This window comes from Agrobacterium sp. GW821-FHT02D03 (assembly GCF_059421725.1).
Genome location: NZ_JBWKVN010000001.1, coordinates 1,514,936 through 1,531,452, shown reverse-complemented (window position 1 = coordinate 1,531,452; position 16,517 = coordinate 1,514,936). Strand labels below are relative to the sequence as shown.

12 protein-coding genes are annotated in these 16,517 nt (G+C 57.5%); 3 read left to right on the top strand and 9 right to left on the bottom strand.

Annotated elements, in window-relative coordinates; translation table 11 throughout:
• Positions 1–246: 246 nt before the first annotated feature.
• Positions 247–1,512 (bottom strand): N-acetylmuramoyl-L-alanine amidase, encoded by a 1,266-nt coding sequence (locus AC07U5_RS07145; RefSeq protein WP_494722628.1) that lies wholly within the window; start codon positions 1,510–1,512, stop codon positions 247–249.
• A 651-nt stretch (positions 1,513–2,163) separates the two neighbouring features.
• Here AC07U5_RS07145 and AC07U5_RS07140 point away from each other — a divergent pair.
• Positions 2,164–5,112, top strand: a complete 2,949-nt coding sequence (locus AC07U5_RS07140; protein ID WP_494722627.1) for an Rne/Rng family ribonuclease — start codon at positions 2,164–2,166, stop codon at positions 5,110–5,112.
• Between the two features lie 191 nt (positions 5,113–5,303).
• Positions 5,304–6,215, top strand: coding sequence for an agmatinase (locus AC07U5_RS07135; protein WP_494722626.1), 912 nt, complete (start codon positions 5,304–5,306; stop codon positions 6,213–6,215).
• A gap of 109 nt (positions 6,216–6,324) precedes the next feature.
• On the opposite strand, the gene AC07U5_RS07130 is transcribed toward AC07U5_RS07135, so the two are convergent.
• Positions 6,325–7,362, bottom strand: a complete 1,038-nt coding sequence (locus AC07U5_RS07130) for an aldo/keto reductase (protein WP_494722625.1) — start codon at positions 7,360–7,362, stop codon at positions 6,325–6,327.
• Positions 7,363–7,459: 97 nt separating this feature from the next.
• On the opposite strand from AC07U5_RS07130, the gene AC07U5_RS07125 reads away from it, so the two are divergent.
• Complete coding sequence (locus AC07U5_RS07125; RefSeq protein WP_494722624.1) at positions 7,460–8,365, top strand: LysR family transcriptional regulator; 906 nt, start codon at positions 7,460–7,462, stop codon at positions 8,363–8,365.
• Positions 8,366–8,419: 54 nt separating this feature from the next.
• Here the strand turns inward: AC07U5_RS07125 and lpxB are convergent, their stop codons facing one another.
• The 7 genes from lpxB to rseP form a co-directional block, all read right to left on the bottom strand.
• Complete coding sequence (lpxB, locus tag AC07U5_RS07120; RefSeq protein ID WP_494722623.1) at positions 8,420–9,604, bottom strand: lipid-A-disaccharide synthase; 1,185 nt, start codon at positions 9,602–9,604, stop codon at positions 8,420–8,422.
• Positions 9,601–10,461, bottom strand: a complete 861-nt coding sequence (locus tag AC07U5_RS07115) for an LpxI family protein (protein ID WP_494722622.1) — start codon at positions 10,459–10,461, stop codon at positions 9,601–9,603. Before AC07U5_RS07115 ends, lpxB begins: the two co-directional genes overlap by 4 nt.
• A gap of 10 nt (positions 10,462–10,471) precedes the next feature.
• Positions 10,472–11,284: an acyl-ACP--UDP-N-acetylglucosamine O-acyltransferase gene (gene lpxA / locus AC07U5_RS07110; RefSeq protein ID WP_113179727.1), complete on the bottom strand. Its 813-nt coding sequence runs from the start codon at positions 11,282–11,284 to the stop codon at positions 10,472–10,474.
• Positions 11,281–11,748 (bottom strand): 3-hydroxyacyl-ACP dehydratase FabZ, encoded by a 468-nt coding sequence (gene fabZ, locus AC07U5_RS07105; RefSeq protein ID WP_062598479.1) that lies wholly within the window; start codon positions 11,746–11,748, stop codon positions 11,281–11,283. Before fabZ ends, lpxA begins: the two co-directional genes overlap by 4 nt.
• Complete coding sequence (gene lpxD / locus AC07U5_RS07100; protein WP_494722621.1) at positions 11,741–12,805, bottom strand: UDP-3-O-(3-hydroxymyristoyl)glucosamine N-acyltransferase; 1,065 nt, start codon at positions 12,803–12,805, stop codon at positions 11,741–11,743. The genes fabZ and lpxD overlap by 8 nt, the downstream gene beginning before the upstream one ends.
• 49 nt (positions 12,806–12,854) lie before the next feature.
• Positions 12,855–15,179 carry an outer membrane protein assembly factor BamA gene (bamA, locus tag AC07U5_RS07095; RefSeq protein ID WP_494722620.1) on the bottom strand — a complete coding sequence of 775 codons (2,325 nt, stop codon included), beginning with the start codon at positions 15,177–15,179 and terminating at the stop codon, positions 12,855–12,857.
• Between the two features lie 199 nt (positions 15,180–15,378).
• Positions 15,379–16,500 (bottom strand): RIP metalloprotease RseP, encoded by a 1,122-nt coding sequence (rseP, locus tag AC07U5_RS07090; RefSeq protein ID WP_162236286.1) that lies wholly within the window; start codon positions 16,498–16,500, stop codon positions 15,379–15,381.
• Positions 16,501–16,517 lie beyond the last annotated feature (17 nt).

Genomic DNA, 16,517 nt, shown 5'->3' with positions numbered 1-16,517 from the left:
ATGTAGCGTGCCGTTTTGCACACCGCTTAACCGATGACAAGTCGGGGATTAAGCATTCCCGCTCATGTTATCGAGAGATAGTGTTCGCGCAATCGCAAGCGAGTCCCGCTCTGCTGCCGAATCCTGATGCCGAGTAACGCGTTGAATGTGAGTAAAATAGGGCTTTGCCCATCAAATGCGAATGCGAAGCGATCAAGTTGCTCCGCTTTTTCATGACCGTCGCAAAAGCATCACAGCACCTATAGCTCAGCCGCCATTGGCAAGAGCCTGGGCACGATACTTCGTCACCGCCTCGGCCAGACGTTCAGCCACCTTGTCGCGCCAGCTTTCATCGAGAAGCAGCTTTTCGTCCTCCGGATTGGAGAGAAAACCGAGTTCCAAGAGCACCGACGGCACATCATGGGCGCGCAGCACCTGGAAACCGGCATAACGGTGCGGATTGTTGATCAGCCCCACCTGCCCTTCGAAGGAAGAAACGATGTTTTCCGCAAGCGTCACGGAGAAAGCCTGCGTCTCCCGTCGCGTCAAATCGAGCAGGATATCGGCGACTTCCGGCTGCGCATTGGAGACCGTCACACCGGCGATCTGGTCGGAGAGGTTTTCACGCTCCGCAAGGTTCTGTGCCATGCGGTCCGATGCGCGGTCTGAGATCGTATAGACCGTCGCGCCCCGGATGCCTTTCTGGCTCAGCGTGTCCGCATGAACGGAAATGAAAAGATTGGCGCTGTGCTGGCGCGCAATCGTTACGCGCTCGGAAAGCGCCAGGAACGTGTCGTCATCGCGCGTGAGAAAGGCCTTGATTCCAGGCAGACGGTTGAGACGATCTGTGAGCTGTTTGGCGAAAGAAAGCGTGATGACCTTTTCATCCGTGCCGCTGACGCCGCCCTTTGCGCCCGCATCGATACCGCCATGGCCGGCATCCACGGCAATGACGAAATCGGACTGGCGCGGCGATGTCTGGATGATATCGGGTGTAACGGATGCGGTGGTCGCCGGTGCGAGCGCCTGCCAATCCTGGTTCTTCAACAGATCGGCGAATTTCTGTTTGGACGCGATTTCGGTGTCGAGAACGAAGCGGAAGACTTTGCCGCCCTCCTCAGGCTCAACCTTGGCGATGGCCACCTGAACAGGCTTCTTTGCGGTCAACACCAGACGCGCGCTCCCCTCGCCCATGCTACCGAAGCGGATGTCGCTGAAAAGCCCGGTCGCCTTCAGATCGTTTGTGGGAAAGGCAAAGCTGACAGCGGGCAAGTCCACCACGATCCGCGCTGGCGAATCGAGATAGTGCACCTCAAATTCAGGCTCTGCGTTGAAATCGAGCACGACACGTGTGCGCGCCTCGTCGCCGATGATACGAGCGGCGTTCGCAACGAGCTGAGGCGCCGCATGAACCTGTTCGCCTGCGACAAAAGCAAGGAACAGGACAGGGAAAGCGACTCGCGCATAACGAGTGATTCGCGAAAACAAAGCTCGCCTAGTTGATGTCCCTGCCGCCCGCGCCTGAGTTTTCATCGTCGCCAATATCTTTTAGGTTTTATGTCGTTCTATGCGAAAATCATCGGCTTCTCAGCCAAAATTGCCGTCTTCCCCTGATGAAGATGGCCTTATTCGCGCTTGGCTGCAACAATCGCAAGCCTTGATGAAGCATTTCTTAACCGCGAAATTCCATCAATGATATGACATATTTAGCCTGCCTATTGCTATTATGACGGAGAAACCATACAACACGATTGAGGGTTAAAAATGTTGACGGGATAGATTCCCGCCGGCTGCCAATCGAGAATGACTCTGGCGCTGAATTTCGGGCAATCATCTGCCGTCGCTTCATTTTTATCCTGAAACTGGATCAATCCGGCTGTGGCCGGAGACATACCCGGTGGCATGCCACCGCTCGCTCTGAGGAGAGCATTTTCATCGGACTCTCAGGAGTCTATTTATTATAGTCGTTCTCGCTTGGCCAATGATGTCGTTGCAGCAGCTTTCATACGAACCGGATACAGGGAGCAGGCAAGTTGCCTTGCACGTTGTCCGGATGCTGCCAGTTTACATGCGTCGGGCGGAACACTTCATTTCCGGCACACCCTTGGAAAAAGATGAAAGGCCTGTCCCTGCGGCAGGCCTATTCTCGTATATGACAAGGCTGCGCCGAGGAGCACAGCTTACATGGCAGACAAAATGCTTATCGACGCCTCCCACGAAGAGGAGACGCGCGTAGTCGTTGTTCGTGGAAATCGCATTGAAGAATTCGATTTCGAGTCCGAACATAAAAAACAGATACGCGGCAATATCTATCTGGCAAAGGTGACGCGCGTCGAACCGTCGCTTCAGGCAGCCTTCGTGGATTACGGCGGCAACCGCCATGGATTTTTGGCCTTTGCCGAAATTCACCCCGACTATTACCAGATTCCGCTGGCCGACAGGCAGGCGCTTCTAAAGGCGGAAGCCGAAGAGCATCGCCGTGGCGATGACTTCGAACCGGCTGACGCCCCTAACGAACCCACAGTCGATCTTTCCAAGGCCGACCAGCCGGATATCGGCATAGTTCCGACATCTGAGGAAAAGGCTGAAGAAACAGCAGCTTCCAATGAAGCCGTAGCCTCCGAGGAAGCCGTCGTCATTGCGGACGAAGCGGTTGCCGAAGAGCAGCCTGCGGAAGAAGAAAAGCCGAAGAAGCGCACGCGCCGTCCCCGCGCAAAGAAGAAGACCGAGGCTGAAGAGGCTACGGCCGAAGCGTCTGCCGATGAAGCCGCCGATGAGGATGGCTCCAAGGGCGGCGAAATGGCAGCCATGGTCGACACCGACTCTATTTCCGAAGACGTCGAGCGTGTCGGCGATGACGATGATGATGACGACGACGATCATCACGAGAAGGAAGTCATCGAGTCGGTCGGCGCCGAAGACGCGATGGAAGAAGTTCCAGACCGGGCCATGCGCAAGCCGCGCAAGCAGTACCGCATCCAGGAAGTCATCAAGCGTCGCCAGATCCTGCTGGTTCAGGTTGCCAAGGAAGAACGTGGCAACAAGGGCGCGGCCCTGACGACCTATCTGTCGCTCGCCGGACGTTACTCCGTTCTGATGCCGAACACGGCACGTGGCGGCGGTATTTCCCGTAAAATTACCCAGCCTGCAGACCGCAAGCGCCTGAAGGAGATTGCCCGCGATCTCGAAGTGCCGAACGGCATGGGCGTTATTCTGCGCACCGCCGGTGCCAACCGCACCCGCGTCGAAATCAAGCGCGACTTCGAATATCTGATGCGTCTGTGGGAGAACGTTCGCACGCTGACGCTGAACTCCACAGCACCTTGCCTCGTCTATGAGGAAGGCTCGCTGATCAAGCGTTCGATCCGCGATCTCTACAACAAGGACATCAGCGAGATCATCGTGTCCGGTGAAGAAGGCTATCGTGAAGCGAAAGACTTCATGAAGATGCTGATGCCGAGCCACGCCAAGGTGGTTCAGCCATACCGCGATATTCATCCGATCTTCTCGCGCTCCGGCATCGAAGCGCAGCTCGACCGCATGCTTCAGCCGCAGGTCACGCTGAAATCCGGTGGCTATCTGATCATCAATCAGACTGAAGCCCTGGTTTCGATCGACGTGAACTCCGGTCGCTCGACCCGCGAACATTCGATCGAAGAGACGGCGCTCGCAACCAATCTCGAGGCTGCGGAAGAAGTTGCCCGTCAGCTTCGCCTGCGTGACCTTGCCGGTCTGGTCGTCATCGACTTCATCGACATGGAAGAAAAGCGGAACAACCGCTCTGTCGAAAAGAAGCTGAAGGATTGCCTCAAGAACGACCGCGCTCGCATCCAGGTGGGCCGCATCTCGCATTTCGGCCTTCTGGAAATGTCGCGCCAGCGTATCCGCGCTTCGGTTCTCGAATCCACCACTCAGATCTGCTCGCATTGCGGTGGCACAGGCCATGTGCGCTCGGAATCCTCCATCGCGCTGCACGTTCTGCGTGGTGTCGAAGAATACCTGCTGCGCAACACGACGCACAACATCACGGTGCGCACGACGCCTGAAACGGCGCTCTACCTGCTCAACCACAAGCGTGGCACCATCGTTGATTACGAAGAACGCTTCGGCGTTTCGATCATCATCGCTGCAGATGCCAGCGTCGGTGCTCAGCACTTCGCCATCGACCGTGGTGAAGCCGTCGAAAATCCGGTGAAGATCGAAAACCTTCTGCAAGCTCTCCCAACCTTCGAGGAAGACGAAGACGATATCGTCATCGAAGCCGAGGAGGAGGAAGAAGACGAAGAAGAAGTCGTAGCGAAGGCGCAAAGCAGCGAGCCACGCCAGCCCCAGGCTGAAACCGGTGAAGACGGCAAGCGCAAGCGCAAGCGTCGTCGTCGCCGTCGTGGCAAGGGCAACGGCCAGAACGGCGACGTTCAGGCAGATGCCAACGACGACGCATCCGGTGAAGGCGATGACGAAGATGGCGACGACGCCACCGACGATCAGGCTGACGCCACAGAGCCACGCGCCGAAGGCGACAATGCCGGTCAGGACGAAGGCAAGCGCAAACGCCGTCGTCGTGGCAAGCGTGGCGGCCGTCGCAACCGTGATGAGAATGGCAACCTGCTGGACGCCGAGAATGGCGATGGCGATCAGGGCGATGCCGATGACGGCGTTGACGATGGCGACGTAGCGGATGCAGCCGAAGGCGTAGAGCCGACGGCCGCTGTCGATGCTGTCGATGCTGTCGAGGCTGAAACGCCGCAGGTTGAAGAGGCCGAAAAGCCGAAGAAGCCTCGTCGCACCCGCAAGGCCAAGGAGAAGGCTGAAACGGTTGTCGAGGCAACGGTTGAAGCAGAAGCACCGGCCGCCGCGGCACCAGTTGCGGACGCCGCCCCTGCTCCGCAGGAAGAAGCGACCGCTGACGTAGCGCCTGCTGCGCCAGCACCCGCTCCGCAGGCTGCTGAAGCTGCTATTGAGACGACGCAAGAGGAAGCGGACGATGCTGCAAAGCCGACCCGCGCCAACCGCGGCGATAACGTCTCATCGTCCGAACCGGTCGTTACCTCCTCCGGCAAGAACGACAGCCCCGATGGCGAAGAGCCAAAGCCCCGCAAGGGCGGCTGGTGGCAGCGCAAGGGTTTCTTCTAAGCCCTGAACCACAGCTGTGAGAATCAAGACCCCGAGATTGGATGTCCAGTCTCGGGGTTTTCGTTTTCTGTTCGAAGATAATGGTGGGCGCGTGTCGCGATCATCCAGATTGGCTCCCACGGTTTGACACCGTATTCGTCGCGAGACATCATCGCCGAATTGGCGACAACTTGAGCAGGATTGGTCACACAATGAGCGCTGCAAATTCGTTTCTTGGGCTCCCTTCAAAACTCGCCGACGGCAATCCCGCACGCATTGTGATCTTCGGCGTGGCACATGGCAGCGCCTATCCGGATCAAGACAGCGGTGGCCATGAAATGGCGGCCGATCAGATCAGAGCGGCAAGCCAGGAAGATGCTCCGTTGATCGCCCACTGGGATTTCGATCTCGGTGGCCTACTCTTCAACGGCGGTCCGATAAACTGCATCGATGTTGGCAACATCAAAACCGTGGTGCGTGACAATGAAGGCAATCGACAGCGCATAGAAGTTAAGACGCGCGAGATCCTGGCCTCCAGTGCTGTTCCCATCCTCATCGGCGGCGACTGCTCCGTGACCTATCCGTTTCTTGCTGCGTTCGAGACCTTGAGACCTGTCTGGGTCTTGCAGATCGACGCGCATATCGACTGGCGTGACGAGGTTCAGGGAGAACGCTACGGATATTCAAGCTCCATGCGCCGAGCGAGCGAGATGGCGCATGTGGTCGGCATGGTGCAGGTCGGACTTCGAAGTGTCGGGAGCGCGAGAAAAGCCGATGTCGATGCGGCACAAGCCTACGGCAGTCACTTTGTGACGGCGAGAGAAATTCACGCTGACGGCGTGGCTGCAACTCTTCGTGCTATTCCGGAGGATGCTCAAGTCGTCATCACGCTTGACTGCGACAGCCTCGATCCGAGTATCATGCCGGGCGTCGCCGCAAGAACGCCGGGCGGTCTCACCTACACCCAGATTATCGATCTGATTTCTGGTGTTGCCGGCAAGGCGAAAATCGCCGGGTTTAACCTCGTCGAGTTTTATCCGCCCGCCGACATTGACGGCCAATCGGCCCTCACAGCGTCCCGCATTCTCGTCAACACGATCGGAGCGGTGATCCGCCAGATCTGAGGCACTATCATCGTAGCGGTAAAATCCCGGGCCTTTGGAATTCTACCGAACGCTTGAAAACTCTGTCCTCTGTTTTCGAAAAGACTCAAGGCCGGCACACCTTGATCCTTTAGCCGACAAGAGGTGGATCAAGCCGCGCAAAGCCTGCCTGTTGCCGATAGGGAAAGTGGGGATAGGGAGCGGACACGGCACTGGCTTGGTCAAGGGCTGCAATCTGCTCACGTGTCAGGCTCCAACCGACCGCGCCGAGATTGTCCTTGAGTTGAGCTTCGTTTCTAGCACCAATGATCACAGACGATACGGTTGGGCGACTGAGCAGCCAATTGAGTGCGACTTGCGGCACTGTCTTCGCCGTCTCGTTCGCGATCGTTTCAAGCACATCAATAACACGGTACATATAGTTGTCCTCAACCGGTGGACCGAAACTCGCCGTGGCATGCAAACGACTTGTTTCAGGCAACGGCACGCCCCGCCTTATTTTCCCGGTCAATCGACCCCATCCGAGTGGACTCCAGACAATTGCGCCCAGGCCCTGATCTTGTCCGAGCGGCATGAGATCCCACTCGTAATCCCGACCGATGAGCGAGTAATAGACCTGATTGGCGACGTATCTCGGCCATCCGTAACGGTCGGCCACTGCAAGCGACTTCATGATTTGCCAGCCAGAAAAATTCGAGACACCGACGTATCGAACCTTTCCCGAGCGGACCAGCATGTCCAGCGTTGACAGGACCTCCTCTATCGGCGTCGCAGCATCGAAGGCATGAAGTTGAAGCAAGTCGATGTGATCGGTTTGAAGCCGTTTCAGCGCATCGTCGACCGAGCGCAACAATCTGAATCGGGACGATCCGGCGTCGTTTGGGCCATCTCCCATTGGAAGGCTGGTTTTGGTCGAGATAAGAACCTCGTCCCTGCGTCCCTTGATCGCCTCACCGAGGACCTCCTCCGATGCGCCGTTGGAGTAAACATCAGCCGTATCGAAAAGATTGACGCCTGCATCAAGACAGATATCGACAAGACGTCGAGCCTCGATTGCATCCGAGTTGCCCCAATTGCTGAACAGCGGCCCAGATCCACCAAACGTGCCTGCGCCAAAGCTCAACGCAGGCACTTTGAGCCCGGACCTTCCAAGTGATCGATAGTCCATATTGGTCTTCCTCTTTGAGAACTACGCAATTCATAGACAGTCCTGATAAAATGAAATAGATCACCAAAAGGAACCTCACTTGTGACGTGAATTCATCATGGCCCGACACGAGATCAATCGCTTTACGGAGATGGAAGTTTTCGTAACCGTCATTGAGACGGGCGGTTTTTCCGCTGCAGCGAGGCAGGTGCGTTTAACGCCGTCCGCCATTAGCAAATTGATCGCACGCCTTGAGGCGAGGCTGGAAACCAGACTATTCAATCGCTCCACCCGACAATTTCAGCTGACGCCTGAAGGATGCACATTCTACGAGGCGGCAAAGCGCATACTCGCGGACCTGAGCGAAGCGGAACAGAGAGCTAGTCAGGGTGAGAGACCGGCAGGGCGTGTTCGCATCAGCACCAGTGCTTCATACTTCCATCACGTGCTGGCACCCATCGTGCCACAATTTATGGCTTTCTATCCTGCTGTCACTCTGGACATCTCGCTTACCGATGCATTGGTTGATCTATTGGCGGAGCGCACCGACGTAGCCATTCGAACAGGGCCTTTGAAAACATCCAGCCTGATTGCTCGCAAGCTCGGAGAAACGGCTCGGACTATCGTGGCCGCGCCATCTTATCTCGAACAATATGGCCAACCACGTCATGTGGCGGACCTGAAAAGCCACAACTTGCTGGGTTTCAGCTATGTCCGGTCAGAGCCGGGCTGGACGCTCAGCGAAGATAATCACTCCGTCGTGGTGCCCGTCGCCGGACGTGTCCAGATCAGCGATGGAGAAGGCGTTCGAAGGCTCGCTGTCGCAGGTGCAGGCCTGGCTATGCTGGCTGACTTCACCGTCCGCGACGACGTCGCTGCCGGACGACTTGCGCCGGTCCTGTCTCACTGCAACACGGGAGACACAGAGGTCTTTTACGCCGTCTATATTGGGGAAGGAGGCCCGCTCCCTACGCGCATCAGGGTCGTCTTGGATTTTCTGTCCGAACATGGAAAAGTTCGATGATCACCAAGAAGTTGGACGATGGAAACCGCGCGAAGCTGTGGCAAAGCACCCGGCCTATAGTTTGCCCGTCTTCATCCTGATCGTTTGCAGCAAGATCGCAGCACCCTGCTCCCCTGGCGGGATTTCCGTCTGTAGCCTTTTCTGCACCAGCTCAAACCCCTCCAGCATGGCGCGGCGCTGAATGGTATCGAAAGACAATCTCTCTGCCCATCGTAGCATGGAGCCTGAACGGACGACTTCATTGAAGTATTCCGGCACCACGGCGTAATCGGCGATCAGATTGGGTAAGGCGCCGGTCCAAGTCTTCACCCGCTTGCTCAGCATCGTGAAAATCCAGTCCGTTTTGTACACAGACACGACCGGGACATGGCAAAGCGCAAGTTCCAGGATCACGGTACCGGAAGCCGCGATCGCCGCATCCGCCTCGGCAAAACAACGCAACTTGAACGCCGTGTCGGTCCCAATCTCCGGTCGGATCGCCTCAGGCCAGGCGGCGGCAAGTTCCCTGATTCGCTGCTCCTGTCGCGGCACTGTCGGCAGTACGAACCGCGTCGGCCCGTTCCGCTCCACGAATGCGCTTGCAGCCTGCTGGAACGGCTCCATCAGGCGGGTCGTTTCTGTCGAGCGCGAGCCCGGCAGAAGAAGGATTGTCCGTGTGTCACTGGCAGCTGGCACGGGACGCAAAGCACGTTGCGCGCGCACCGCCAGAACGTCCGGATCGACACTGAGGCGGTGTCCGACAAATGTTGTTGCCGGACCGCCAAGGCGCTGCATTGCCTCCGGTTCGAAAGGCAACAGCGCCAGCACATGATCGACATAGGAAAGCATCGCCGTCGCGCGGTACTCTTTCCACGCCCAGACGCTGGGGCAAACGTAGTTCACCACCGGCAGGTCTGGCAGCGCCTTTCGCACGCGCTTTGCAACACGGTGGGTGAAGTCGGGACTGTCGATGATCAGCAGTGCATCCGGCTTGTAGGCGATGATCGCATTCGCCGTTTCCTTGATGCGGGAAATCAGTTGCGGCAGTTTCTTCAGAACCTGGGTGAAGCCCATGATCGACAATTCAGAGTAGTCGAACAGAGAGTTCAGGCCCTCAGCCGTCAGCTGTTCACCGCCAACACCAAAGAGCTCCACCTGCCCCGGATATTGTGTCTTGAGCGCACGAACAAGGTCAGCGCCCAACAGATCGCCGGAGACTTCACCGGCCACGACAGCAAGTTTCAGCACGCCTTCCGTCACATCATGTCTCCCTCAAGCGCGGTGTCGATTCCGCAAACAAACAGGCCCGCCGCATCGGCGGCTTTCAACATCGCCTCACGATCGAGAATAAACGCCCTGCCCGCCTCAATGGCTATTCCGGCAAGACCGGCCTTCGCCGCGTTCTCGACGGTGGAAGGGCCTATGGTGGGAAGATCGGCGCGAATATCCTGTTGCGGTTTGCAGAGCTTGACGAGAACGCCCCTGCGGCGCTCCGAGATGCGTCCGGCAGCACGAAGGGAAGCAACCCGCTCCAGCATGCCATCAGTCCCCTCAACGCCTTCCAGGGCGACTATGCGTCCACCAACGGAAACTGCCCCCTGCCCGACATCCAGCACGCCAAGCGCCAACGCCGCTTGAGCCGCTTTTGCGATGTCTCTACGATCCTCGTCACTCGGCTTGATCTTGCCGAGCGGGCCGGTGGTTGCAAGAAGTCCAGGCGCAATCTCATGGGCGCCGATGACGCGAGCGCCCTGCGCTTCGATCAGGCCAATCACCATTTGCAGTACGGTGTCGTCCCCGCCAGACAAAAGCGTGCGGATGATCGACGGCATTTTGGCGATCATCTTCAGGTTCGGACGGATTTCCCTCCATTCGGGGCGGCGTGCCACGCCCCCGGAAAGAACCACGCGGTCGATGCCATGCGCACTGAGAAGCAGGCCCAGGCCTTTGACATCGCCAACACTGATAGAGGCATTTTCGAACTCTGACCAATCGAGATCGGCTTCGTTCTTCAAGCGGATGATCAGCGGGTCCTCTCCCGCCGATCGTGCGGCAAGCGCCACATAAAGGGGAAGAGAACCACTGCCGGCGATGATCGCCAGACGCTGGTCGCTCATCGCCACCGCGTTACTTGCCGCGGTTCGGCGAAGAGATCGCCCGGTCATTGGCCGCCGCAATGAAATCGATGATCTCGAGCGCTTGTGGGCATTCCAGATAGTCTTCGCGAATGGCAGCCGCATTGGCGCGCACATTGCCTTCGCTCTCGAAGATCTGCTTGTAGGCCCGGCGGACGGTGTGGATATCGGCCCGCTCGATGCCCGCACGCGTCATGCCGACTACGTTAAGCCCACTCAAGATGCCGGGATTGCCATTCAGCATTCCATAGGGGATGACATCGTAGCTGACAGCCGAAAGGCCGCCAATGAAGGCCTGGCGACCGATGCGGGTGAACTGGTGAACCGCGCAGCCACCGCCGAGAATAGCCTTGTCCTCGATACGCACATGGCCGGCAAGCATCACATTGTTCGACAGGATGATCTCGCTGCCAAGAATGCAATCATGCGCCACATGCGAATTGGCGAGAAAGAGGTTGTCATCGCCAACAACCGTTCTGCCGCCGCCATCCGAGCTACCCGTATTGATCGTCACGCCTTCACGGATCGTGCAACGCGCGCCGATATCGAGTGTCGTTTCGGAACCGTCGTGACGGATCGCCTGCGGCTGACCGCCGATAACCGCCATGGGGTGGATGACGGTCGCCTCACCCACCACCGTACGACCGGTCACCACTGCATGGTTCAACAGCTTGACGCCATCGCGCAAACTCACCTTCGCGCCGACATGAGCGAACGCGCCGATCTCGACATTCTCGCCGATAATCGCGCCATCCTCCACGACGGCCATGGGATGGATCTTGGCTGAGGCCGCAACCGCGCTCATTGCTGATCCTCTGGGATCATCATCGCGCCGACATCCGCCTCGGCAACGAGAGCGCCATCGACCTTGGCCTCACAGTGGAACTTCCAGACATTGCCGCGCTGACGCTGCTTGACGACATGGATTTCCAGTCGGTCGCCCGGCACGACAGGCTTGCGGAAGCGCGCATTGTCGATCGTCATGAAATAGACAAGATACCCACCGCCATCCTTGTTGCGAGCGCAGATCGCACCTGCCGTCTGCGCCATCGCCTCTACGATCAGAACGCCAGGCATGATCGGACGGTCAGGAAAATGACCGGTGAAATGTGGCTCGTTGACCGTCACATTCTTGATGCCGATCGCAGAATTATCGCCGTCAATGTCGATGATCTTGTCGATCAGCAAAAAGGGATAACGATGCGGCAGCAGCTTCATCACCTCAAGGATGTCAGCCGCGCCAAGCGTCGTTTTCGTCTCTTCAGACATTCTTGTCTCCTGTTTTCCTATCGCGTTCTTCTGCGCGGGCGAGAATATCGGCCATATCACGCAGGAAATGTTTTATCGGGCGCGCCGGCGTTCCACCGACCTTTGCGCCTGCCGGCACGTCTGACACCACACCGCTCATGGCCGCGATCTGTGCACCGTCACCAATGGTGATATGGCCGTTGATCCCAGCCGCGCCGCCAATCATCACGCCGTCGCCAATGCGCGTGCTTCCGGCGATGCCGACCTTGCTGACGATACCGCAATGACGACCGATGCGAACATTATGGCCGATCTGGACCTGATTATCGATCTTCGTGCCTTCACCGATCACGGTATCATCCATCGTCCCGCGATCGACCGTGGTATTCGCGCCGATCTCGACATGATCTTGAATGATCACACGGCCGATCTGGACGATCTTGATCATGCCGCGCGGTCCAGGTGCATAACCGAAACCATCCTGGCCGATACGCACACCGTTGTGGATAATGACGCCATTTCCGATAAGAGCCGAGAGAACGCTCGCGCCGCCGGCAATCGTACAGTCACGCCCGATCTGAACCTCAGCACCAATGATAGCTCCGGGTCCGATCCGCGTGCCGGAACCGACGTGAACGTTCGCTCCTATAACGGCGAATGGCTCGACGATGACGCCGGATTCGAGCTTTGCGGAGGGATCAACATGCGCCGAAGTCGATATGCCCGTCTCTTCAGGCGTGACGGCGGAAGGCCGCATGGCTGAGGGGTGCAGAAGCTCACCGGCCTGCGCAAAGATCGTGTGTGGGTTCTTGCAGATGAGAGCAGGAATATGATCCGGCACGATACTTTTCAGCGACTCGTCACAGATGACGGCAGCCGCATCGCATGTCAGCAACTCATCCCGATTCTTGCGAGACAGGATATAGCAGAGCTGGTCCTGCTTGGCGCGCGACACGGGCGCAATCGACCTCACCAATCGATCGCCAAAGGCCTCACCAGACAGTTCCGCCCCAAGACGGACCGCGATCTCTTTCAATCGCAGGCCTTCGTGGGGCGGAAAAAAAGCATTGTAGTCCATCAAACGGATACTCCAGAACATTCAAACTCGCAGTTCTGGACTGCCGATATCAGAAAGTGTTGGACATGCCAAACCGGAAACGCTGTTCCTCGTCGTAGCTTTCCTTGGCAATCGGAACAGCGTAGTCGACACGCAGCGGACCGAACGGAGACGCCCACATGATGCCGATACCGGCAGATGCACGGATCGAGCTATCGTCCTGAACGCCAGCCGAATTCGCAACCTTATTGCCATAAAGCGTGCCGGCATCGACGAAGCCAGCAAGACGCAGGCCGACATCTTCCGGAACGAGCGGCATAGGTGCGGTGACTTCAGCCGAAGCCGCAAAGTAAGTTGTGCCGCCGATCGCGTCGGAGCCGATGCGCGGACCGATGCCATCGTTCTTGAAGCCACGGATCACACGGCCACCGATCTTGAACTGATCGAAGACGTAGAGATTGTCACCCGTTGGAACGACGTAACCGGCCTGGCCTGTCAGCGAGCCAATGATGTCATATTCATCCGACAGCGAATGGTAGTAACGGACCTTACCGTAGATCTTGTAGTATTCGGAATCGCCGCCAAGACCTGCAAACTCGTTGGTCAATGCAGCCTGCCAGCCTTCGCGTGGCATGTTGCGGTCGTCCAGCGTGTTGTAGTTCAGCGTGTTCGAAATAATCGACTGACTCCAATCACCACCTGCAATCAGGTCACGATAAGGAGCCGCGAGGTTACCCGGGGTATCCCAGGCGCCCTTACCGTCATAGCTGAACTGCTTATAGGTGTATTTGAACGTTGTACCGAGGTTTTCCGTAATTGGCGCGGTTACGCGGAGCGAGAAACCTTGTTCGTCGTAATTGTAGAACTCTTCCTTGCTGCTCTGGCTCTTGAAGATGTCAAAACCAGCCGCAAGACGATAGCCGAGGAAGTATGGCTCGGTGAAGGACAGCGTGTAGCTGCGCGCATCATCCTGACCGGCACCAGCAGCAACGCGAATGTACTGACCACGACCGAGGAAGTTCTTTTCTTCGATCGAGGCTTCCAGCAGCGCGCCGTCGTTCTGCGAGTAACCCGCGCCGATACCGAAGGAGCCTGTCGGCTGGTCTTCGACATCCACAACGATCACGACGCGGTCAGGAGCGCTGCCCTGCGAGGTGCTGATGTTGACCTTGGAGAAGTAACCAAGCGCTTCGAGACGACGCTTAGCAGCGCTAATCACCGTCTGGTTGAACGCGTCGCCTTCGCTGATGTCGAACTCGCGACGAATGACGTAGTCACGTGTGCGCGTGTTGCCACGGATTTCGATACGTTCGACGTAAGCGCGCTCGCCCTGATCGACGATGTAGGTCAAGCCAATCGTGTTGCCAGCCAGGTCGCGGTCACCGCGCGGCGTCACACGGGCAAAAGGATAGCCTTCCGCCGCAACGCGCTTGGAAATCGCTTCCATGCTCTGCTGCACTTCCTTGGCGCTATAGTAAGAGCCGGACTTCGTGTAGACAAGGCCCTGAAGCTGCGAACCATCAATGCCAGGCACCGTGGATTCAACGGCCACATTGCCGAAGTCGTAACGCTGGCCTTCGTCCACCGTAATGGTGACGGTGTACTCGTTGGTCGCCTCGTCGAGGACAGCATTAGAGGACACGACGCGGAAATCGGCGTAGCCACGGTTGTAGTAGAACTGGCGCAGCGACTCTTCGTCAGCGCGCAGCTTGTCTTCATTGTAGACGTCCTTGCGTGTCAGGAACGACAGCATGTTGGACTTCTTGGTGTTGATGACGGCAGCCAGACGCCCATCGCTATAGGCATTATTGCCAACGAAGTCGATGCGCGCGATCTTGGTACGCTCACCTTCATTGATCTGGAAAGCAAGGTTGACGCGACCCTGACCAACCGGCACGACCTGGGTCGTAACCTGCACGTCGCTGCGGCCGATATTTGCGTAGGCTTCCTTGATGCGGGCGATATCAGCCGTCACGATCGTCTGATCATATGGACCGAGAGACTGCGTCTGGACGACCGCCTGAAGTTTGTCGTCCTTGATCTTGCGGTTGCCGTTGAAGACCACCTGGTTGACGAGGTTGTTCTCGCTCACCGTCACCACGAGGGCATTGCCTGCCACGCGCATGCTGACGTTGGAGAAATAGCCCGTTGCGTAAAGACGCTTTACCGATTCATCGATATCGGAATTGGAAAAATTGCGACCGGGAGCGATCGTAATGTTGGAACGAACAGCATCCGCACCGGAGCGTTCAGCACCGCGAACATCGATTCTGCTGACGACAGCTGCATTGGCAACACCGGCAGAAGCAAGCACCCCCAAAGCTGCAATCGAAGAAACACCAGCAGACAGCGCAACCGCCGATACCGCGTTCAAAAACTTTGAACCAGCCTTCATTTCAAATCTTACCTTTTCCCGTTGTCCCTCAGCGGGCGGAACCCGACTCCGGCCATCTGCGTCGTTTTACCTGCTTTTCCTCTACAAGCAAGCCCGACCGTTAATTTCTGTTTACTTCGCAAGCCACCGTGGCCCAATCGCCACTTTGGCTTCAAAACAAGGTAAACACCCTCTTAAAAAAACAGCTCAAAACGCCCCTTTAGCCGATCAAGCTGCTGATATCGTTCCAAGTCGCAAAAACCATCAGACTGAAAATCATCGCCAGACCGATGCGGAATGCAACCTCCTGCGCACCCGACCCGACCGGCCTGCCGCGCACCGCCTCTATCGCATAAAACACCAGATGGCCGCCGTCCAGAATGGGAACGGGCATGAGGTTCAGTAGTCCAATGGAAATTGAAAGAACGGCGGCAAGCTGGATCAGCGCGCCGACGCCAAGTGTCGCCACCTGCCCCGATGCCTGCGCCACACGCACCGGTCCGCCAAGCTGATCGGCATTCATCCGTCCCGTGACGAGGTTGCCGATATAGTTGAACGTGCCCGTAATGACATGGCCGGTTTCCCGCACACCCTCGACCAGCGCTTCCACCGGCGTGTAGCTCACATGGCGAAAATTGCCGCGCGTCTGGTCGGTGGTGATGCCGATGATTCCAAGCTCGATCTTGTTGCCGAACTGGTCCGTCGTTTCCGTGCGTGTCGGCACCATGGGCAGCGACAGATCGCGGCCATCTCTCTCCACGGTAACATTGATTTGTGTGCCTGGGCGGATGGAGACATAGCGACGGACGTCTTCAAACGTCTGCACCTTTTCGCCGTCGATCGCGATCAGCCGGTCGCCCGGCAAAATACCTGCCGTCTGGGCCGCGCTATCAGGGCGCACCTCAGACACGACAGGATCGGAAATCATCCGGCCATAGATCGTGAAGAGCACCGTGAAGATCAGGATCGCCAGGATGAAGTTGGCTATGGGGCCTGCAGCGACGGTCGCCGCCCGTTTCCAGAGCTTGGCACCAGCGAGCGTGTGCGACCTCTCTTCCAGCGTCAGCCCGGAAAGGCCATCGCTGTCAGGCTTGCTGGAGACATCCTCATCGCCGAAGAATTTGACATAGCCGCCAAGTGGCACGGCCGAGATCTTCCAGCGCGTCCCACGTTTGTCGGTAAAACCGATCAATTCCGGGCCGAAGCCGACGGAAAATGCAGTGGAGCGAATGCCACACCAGCGCCCAACGAGGTAGTGCCCCATCTCATGGACGAAGACCAGGAGCGAGATCACGAGGATAAATGGCACCATATAACCGGTCAGAAAATTAACCGCAGCCATCACAGTGTCCATATTAT